7 protein-coding genes and 2 pseudogenes are annotated in these 7,221 nt (G+C 59.3%); 8 read left to right on the top strand and 1 reads right to left on the bottom strand.

Annotated features, from left to right (window positions below):
* A pseudogene (locus EN969_RS10150) lies at positions 1-330 on the bottom strand (CpaF family protein); the annotation flags it as partial.
* 531 nt (positions 331-861) lie between these two features.
* Between EN969_RS10150 and EN969_RS10155 the strand changes: the two are divergent.
* The 8 genes and pseudogenes from EN969_RS10155 to EN969_RS10190 form a co-directional block, all read left to right on the top strand.
* Positions 862-1,086: a Flp family type IVb pilin gene (locus EN969_RS10155; RefSeq protein WP_063170093.1), complete on the top strand. Its 225-nt coding sequence runs from the start codon at positions 862-864 to the stop codon at positions 1,084-1,086.
* Between the two features lie 78 nt (positions 1,087-1,164).
* The gene (cpaB, locus tag EN969_RS10160) at positions 1,165-2,199 is read left to right on the top strand and encodes a Flp pilus assembly protein CpaB (RefSeq protein ID WP_063170092.1); all 1,035 of its coding nucleotides are present in this window, start codon (positions 1,165-1,167) and stop codon (positions 2,197-2,199) included.
* 53 nt (positions 2,200-2,252) lie between these two features.
* A complete protein-coding gene (locus EN969_RS10165; protein WP_063170091.1) occupies positions 2,253-3,698 on the top strand; it encodes a type II and III secretion system protein family protein in 1,446 nt (481 codons plus the stop codon).
* Between the two features lie 4 nt (positions 3,699-3,702).
* Positions 3,703-3,975 (top strand): hypothetical protein, encoded by a 273-nt coding sequence (locus EN969_RS10170; protein ID WP_245459162.1) that lies wholly within the window; start codon positions 3,703-3,705, stop codon positions 3,973-3,975.
* Between the two features lie 71 nt (positions 3,976-4,046).
* Positions 4,047-5,567, top strand: a complete 1,521-nt coding sequence (locus tag EN969_RS10175; protein WP_063170089.1) for a pilus assembly protein TadG-related protein — start codon at positions 4,047-4,049, stop codon at positions 5,565-5,567.
* A gap of 7 nt (positions 5,568-5,574) precedes the next feature.
* A complete protein-coding gene (locus EN969_RS10180) occupies positions 5,575-6,069 on the top strand; it encodes a TadE/TadG family type IV pilus assembly protein (RefSeq protein WP_063170088.1) in 495 nt (164 codons plus the stop codon).
* A 41-nt stretch (positions 6,070-6,110) separates the two neighbouring features.
* Complete coding sequence (locus EN969_RS10185; protein WP_244514262.1) at positions 6,111-6,698, top strand: TadE/TadG family type IV pilus assembly protein; 588 nt, start codon at positions 6,111-6,113, stop codon at positions 6,696-6,698.
* A pseudogene (locus tag EN969_RS10190) lies at positions 6,695-7,221 on the top strand (response regulator transcription factor); the annotation flags it as partial. The gene EN969_RS10185 and the pseudogene EN969_RS10190, both read left to right, overlap by 4 nt.

The following is a 7,221-nucleotide window of genomic DNA, read 5'->3' on the forward strand; positions in this document are numbered from 1 at the left end:
CCCGAGGCCCAGCATCTCGTCGGCGGTGTCGCTGGTGAGTTGATCGAGTTCGCGCGCATTCAGCGGCACCGCGCGAGCGCGAACGAACTCGCGCACGATTGGACGGATCTCGTTCAGGATCTCATCCTTGGAAGCACTTTCAAGCGCGGTCAGGTTGAACCGGTCGATCAAGTGGCGATGCAGCTCGACCTTGATCGTCAGGAAATCGTCACCATGCGATTGAATATCAACGGCTGGCAGAAGAGCCGGAGCAACAGGCTGCACCGCCAGCGGCTCGACCTTTGTCACTGCCTGCTGTTCGCTTGGCCCCTTGATGAACCGTCCCAGCATAATTGCTTATACTCCCCTCGGACACGCATTAGCGGAAACTAAACGTTAACCAACGAGCGCACAAGCGCCTGGATGCCCGGCGCACAGCCATTACTTTCGGCATAGTTAAGATCAAGGACCGCAAATCCCTTGATTATTTGGTGCAGAGGGCATGCGGAGTTCCCCAAATTTATCCTCAGCTCTCAGGCTCATGCGCCCGCGCCGCGAAAATTAGCAAAACTCCCGCTTAAGTCCTTAGATATAAAGGAATATGCATTTCTTCTAATGCTTCCACGGTTTCGCCACATGAGCGGCTAAATTGTGAATGAATGGTTAAGGGCGATCGAAAAATGAAAAGAATCAATCCCTTGATAAGATTTCACTTTGCCACCTTCTTGCCGAATCAGGTACATGAAAGTTAAGGAACCCTTAATGTCGTTTGACTCTGCATTTTCTCGGGACCTAGGATCGAGATGACGGGGGATGCTTGGGTATGGATTTCATCTCTTGCTCTGTCTCGTCGGGTTCCAACCTCCAAAGGGAGAAATTGACATGAAGAAGCTCATGACGATGACCCGGCAGTTCCGCGACGATGAAAACGGCGCTGCCATGGTCGAATATTCCATCCTCATCGGCATCATTGCCGCGGCGTCGATCGTGACGATCATCGCTATCGGAGTGTGGGTGAACGGCTCGTTCACCAATCTCTGCAGCAAGCTGACGGGCGTTGCTGGCGTGACGAACTGTACTGTTGCTACGGCTACTCCTGGTCCCTGATCATTTTCCAATCGGGACCCGGATCTGATCCGGGTCCCTGTTGCCCGATATGTTGCCTTTCTTGGGGTTTTTGGGACCATGCGCGCGAACACACTCATCATGATCGTTCTTGCCGGTATTTTCGGTGTCCTGGCGGTTGTGCTGGTCAATATCTGGCTGGCTGGCCAGCGAAGCGCCATGGCGCAAACGGGTATTGTTCAAGGCAGCACTGTCGTGGTTGCGGCGATACCACTGAAATTCGGCGATGCGCTGAGTGCGGACACATTGCGCGAAGTCGCATGGCCGGCGGGCGCAATACCGGCAGGCGCTTTCAAGACGACAAAGGAAGCCTTGGCCGGCGAAGGTACAAGGCAAGCGCTTCAGACCATCAGCACCAACGAACCAGTCCTCGCCAGCAAGATCACTGGGCCAGGCCAACGCGCCACACTTTCGGCGGTGCTTGGCGAAGGCATGAAAGCTGTTTCCATCAGGGTGAACGACGTGCTCGGCGTCGCCGGCTTCGTCTTCCCGGGTGACCGGGTCGATGTGCTGCTGACGCGAACGGTGCGCGGCGATGATGGAGCGGACAAGAGTTTCGTCGATGTGCTGCTGCAGAGCATGAAGGTGCTCGCCATCGACCAGGTGGCCGATGTGAGCAAGGACAGCCCAACCGTGGTGAAGTCCGTAACGCTGGAAGCCAGCACCAAGGACGCGCAGAAGCTGACGCTTGCGGCAGGCGCCGGCCAATTGTCGCTGGCGCTTCGCCAGGCCGCCGCCAGCAAGGGCGAAATGACCGAGCGGGTGACGCTTTCCGACCTGACCGGCGAAACGCCGGCCGATGTCGCCGCCAGGCAGGCGGAGCTCGACAGGAAGGCAGCGGCCGAAGCGGAGGCTACAGCCGAGCGCAAGCGCGCCGAGGACAAGATTGCCGGGTTGACGCAGGCTGTGGAGCGGGTGGGAAGCCGCCTCGACGAGTTGGGCAAGGTAAAGCCTGCTCCGATCGTGATGGCGGCACCGCAGCCGGTCGTCAAGGAAGTGGTCAAATATGTGCAGCCTGAGCCGCCGGCGCGGGCAACGATCGGCGTTTTTCGGGGTGTGAAGCTCGAGACATATGACGTGCCGCGACAACCATGATAAGGTGCGGCTAATAAACGGGACTGCCACCGGCAGCGAGTGGGGAGACGGGGATGCGGGGATATTGCTTAGGGATAGCGACGGCCGCGTTGTCGTGCCTAGGGGCGCTGTTGCTGTCGGGCCTGGCGGCCAATGCGGCCGACCGCTTCATCGATGTGTCGACCCCCAGCGTTCATCGGATTTTCCTGCCGATGTCGCAATCGGTGACGATCCAGGTGAGTGCCAATCTGGGCGACATCGTCGTTGGCGACGAGAAGATCGCCGATGCCCAGCCAATGACCGACCGCACGCTCTACGTCATCGGTAAGGGCGCCGGCACCACCACGGTTAATCTGTTCTCCACCGATAAGCGCTCGCTCGGCGCCCTCCAGATCGAGGTCGGCGTCGATGTCAGCGACATGGCGCAGGCGATCCGCCAGGTCGCGCCAAAGTCGCGCATCGAAGTGGGCTCGGTCAATGGCAGGGTCAGGCTTGGCGGGCATGTGAAAGATGGCGCTACGCTGGCGGCGATCATGGCGGTTGCGCAGCAATATGGACCCGATGCCGTCATCAACTCCGTCATCGTCGACGACAGCCAGCAGGTCAATTTGGAAGTGCGCGTGCTGGAAGCCAAGCGCAACACCGGCCGCGACCTCGGCGTGTCGATCAAAAGCAGGAACGGCGATGGCACAACCCGTACCGGTACCGGTGTTGCTGCCGTTGACGAGGACGGTGTCGTGCTCGGACCGGGCGGTCTGCTCAGCGGCCTCCTGTCCAACTCGGCGCCCTTCGGAGCGCTTATCACGCGCGTCATCGACAGCAACATCAAGGTCGACCTGATCATAGAGGCGCTCGAGTCCAAAGGCGCGGTGCGCACGCTCGCGAACCCCAACCTCACCACGCTTTCCGGCGAGCAGGCCAGCTTCAACGCCGGTGGTGAAGTGCCTATTCGCAGTCTGGACAAGGACGGCCAGGTAAACATCGTGTACAAGCAATTCGGCGTCAATCTTCTGTTCACGCCGGTCGTACTCGACGACGGCAAGATTCATATGAACCTGGCGCCGGAGGTCAGTGACCTGACCGGCTTCACCACCGCCGGCGACCCGATCTTCACCAACCGCAAATTGTCGACCGTCGTCGAATTGCGCGACGGCCAGAGCTTCGCCGTCGGCGGGCTTCTGTCCAGCAAGACCACCAAGCTCCAGGATCAGGTGCCTTGGCTCGGCCAAGTGCCTGTGATCGGGACGCTGTTTCGCAGTTCGAGCAACCAGAAGGAAGAGACCGAGCTGGTCGTCATCGTCACGCCGCATATCGTGCGGCCGGTGAAGCCTGGGGAGCAGTTGGCGACACCGTTCGACAAGACACGGCCCGCCAACGATCCGGAGTTCTTCGTGCTCGGCCAATTGGAAGTGACCAAGGACATGGTCCGCAAATATGAAACCGGCGAAGGCGTCACCGGCCCCTATGGCCACATGCTCGACTTCAAATCGAAGGACAAGATGCTCTATGTCAAGAAATAGCGCCTTGATCCTCATTCTGTGCGCCAGCGCCCTGTCGGGCTGCGCCGCGGACTATCTGAACCATTATGATTCGGTGACCCTGGCCGCCGGCGACACGCAGAAGTTCAATTCGCTGCTGCAGACGGTCGACCCGCTCAACCCGGCGTCCCGAAACACACATATCGAAGGCGACGGCGCACGCGCCGCAGCCGTTGCCCAAGGCTACAAATATCCACCGCCACCGCCGCCGCCACCAGCGATCACGGTCAATGTCGGCGGGTCGGGTGTGACACAGTGAACTGAACGAAGGGATGCGCAGGGCGCCGGGCATGCGAGGGGCTCTGGCGCAGGAAAGCAGAGAGTAAGGTCATGTTGGGGACCATTCGTGCCTTCTGGAACGATCAACGCGGCATCGCGATGATCCTCGTGGCAATCATGCTGCCCGTGCTTATCGGCTTCGCTCTGCTGGCCATCGATATGAGCCGAGCCAACGGACTTCACAACGATCTGCAAAAGGGAGTTGATGCCCTTGCTCTGGCAACGGCAGCGGAACTGGATGGCAGATCGGATTCGATCACCAGAGCCAATCTGGCCAAGACTACCCTTCTCACCAACAAGACCAAGTTTTCAACGGCAGGCGATCATACACTCGCTCTAGCCGATGTGACCGTTACATACTTGACCGGGATACCGGCCGACGACAGCATCAAGTTGAGTGCCGCTGGTGTCGACGCCAATGGTGTGAACTGGGCAAGCACCGACCCTAAAGCCGTGACATTCTCACTGGTGACCGTGAACCCGTCCGGCCTGGCGGATGGTGCCGGGGCCTTCGAAGCGATCTTTCCGGCAAGCGTTGTCAGCGGCAGCAACACATTCGACATCAGACCTCAGGCTGTGGCCGGATTTGTCCAGTCGATCTGCGAAACGGTGCCGATCTTCATGTGCAATCCGTTCGAGACGACCGACCCGTTGACCAGCAAAACGATCCAGCAGGCGTTCGCGTCGGGGGACACCTATAGCCGCGAATTTCGTATTCTGAAAGTCGATAGCAACCCCGGCCCGGGCAACTTTGGCCTGCTGGAAAACGGCCTGACCTCGATACAGGAGGGGATGGCCAAGGGGACCGCCGGCACCTGCTACAGCCGCACTTCGCTGACCACGAAAACGGGTGTCACCTTGGGTCAGGTCAATACTGGCCTGAATGTCCGGTTCGATCTCTATCAGGGCAATCTGAAAAATAACACAGACCTTGGCTACCGCCCGGCGAGCAATGTCCGCAAGGGGGCCAGCAAGAACAGCAATTGCAACAAGTTTGATGTCGCGACGGATGGTTCCGCGTTGCCTCTCCCGGATGGCACCGGCTATGACTCCGCTAAGGGCATGACGCTGCCGATCGCGGCGAATTCCTTCTGGACCGCCTACTGGGCCGCCAATCATAAGAACGCAGCGTATCCAAACCTCCCGGCGAAGACCGACCCTCTCAAGCGGAACGTTCCCGCCTCCAGGTATGATGTCTACAACTATGAAATCGCGGCCGGAATCGTGGGCGACAAATCGAAAGGGCCTTCGAACGAAGTTGGAACGCCTTCCTGCTACAAGGGGGACCTCACCAAGGCGGATCCGAGCCGCCGGCTGATAAACATGGCCATTATCGATTGCAAAGCAAACCAGGCGAAGCTGAACGGCCACACCGCAGTCCGACCGGATGGCTATGCAAGCGTCTTCATAAACAACCCTATCCAGAAGGTGAATCCCAACGACGAGGACAATCCGGACGGTACAGGCGCCGAGAAGGCTATCAGCCTTGAGATCGTCGATGTCGATGGCGGATTTGCCAACAACACCCTGGTAGACAAAGCATTCCGCAACGAAGCCCAGTTGTATCGGTAGCGCTGACATGACCAGGCTCCGCAGAATCATTGGACGGTTCCAAGGCGACGAAAGTGGCGCCGCTTTGGTGGAAGCCGCGATCACGATACCACTCGTATTGCTGTTATCGGCCGGTGTGTTCGAGTTCTCCAACATCCTGAATACGCGGATGCTTCTCGAAGCTGGCGTTGAGGATGCGGGGCGCTACATGGCACGATGCAGCAGCGATTGGGCGACTTGCAAGGGCCGAGCCCAGAACCTTGCTGCCAATGGGGCGGTCGCTAACGGCAGCGCCAGAGTGACCGGATGGCTGCCGGCGGCGGTTGACATCACCAAGGCGGTCTCGCTGGACGCGGTTGATGCCGCCACGGGCACGCAACTTTATCTCAGCAGCACGACCAAAGTCGATGTCGTGGACGTCAGCACCTCCTATTCTTATCCGGACGTTGGATTCTGGTCGTATCTTGGCTTTGGAGCCCTGACCCTCAGTGTATCCCATCAGGAACGGGTCATTGGATGGTGATGGGGCGCACCAAGTTTTGGGCTAGCCAGTCCGGAACGACAATGGTCGAAATGGCCATAGTGATGCCGCTGCTGTTGACGCTTTTGCTTGGCTTCATCGATTTCGGCTACGCCTTTTACCAATGGAATGCCGGGAATAAGGCGGTGCAAGCCGGCGCAAGGCTGGCGCAGATTTCTACACCTGTCGCCAGCGGGCTCCTGGCCGAGACGATAACGCAGACCGACCTAACTAAAGTCGGCACTGCGGTACCCGCAAACACTTACAACTATATCTGCACCGCCAACACCGCTGGAAGCGTCTCTTGCGTTTGCGGCACAGGCGCTACGTGCCAGAACCTCAATGTAAGCCAAGATGCCTTTAATTTCATTTTCAGCGGCAACAGCAGCCGGCCCGGAATGCAGACATTCCTGCCGATGTTGGCCAAGTCCGAAGTCAGGATTCAATACCAGGCTTCCGGCCTCGGCTACTGGACGCGTCCCAGCGGACCGGTGCCGACCATCACGGTGAGCATCACCAACCATCCCTTCCAGTTTTTCTTCCTGGGCGGACTGCTCGGCTTCAACAACATCACAATGCCCTCCATGCTGAGCACGGTCACGGGCGAAGACATGAAGAGTACCTGGCCATGAACGCCATCAACACCAAGGTTACGCCGACCAAGCGCAAGCAGGTGGCGCTGTTTTCGTCGGATCCGAATTTCAAGCGCGATGTGGCGACGCGGCTCGATGCGCTGGCGATCTATGACGTCAGGGTTTCCGAGACGAGCGATTTTCTGAAAGGACCGCCGGCGGACACACGCCCGGGCATCGTCATCCTCGATCTCGGCAATGGCGAGCTGCTCGGCAGGCCCGGCATCGTCGAGGCGCGCGCACTGTGGGCCAGCGTGCCGCTGATCGCGGTTTCCGACGAGCTGAGCTCGGAGCAGACGCGCGTTTTGGTGCGCATGAACGCCTCGGACTGGCTGCACAAGCCGCTCGACGGCAAGGAACTGCTCAATGCGGTGACCTTCCACGACACCGGCAACCAGGGAACCAAAAGCCGGATCATCACCTTCATCAGCGCCAGCGGCGGCGCCGGCGCCACGACGCTGGCGCTGTCGGCGGCCGAATTCCTGGCGTCGAAATCGGGCGAGCGCGCGGCGTCCACCTGTCT

The sequence above is a fragment of the Mesorhizobium sp. M7A.F.Ca.CA.003.01.2.1 genome, assembly GCF_003998945.1.
Taxonomy (GTDB): Bacteria; Pseudomonadota; Alphaproteobacteria; order Rhizobiales; family Rhizobiaceae; genus Mesorhizobium; species Mesorhizobium ciceri.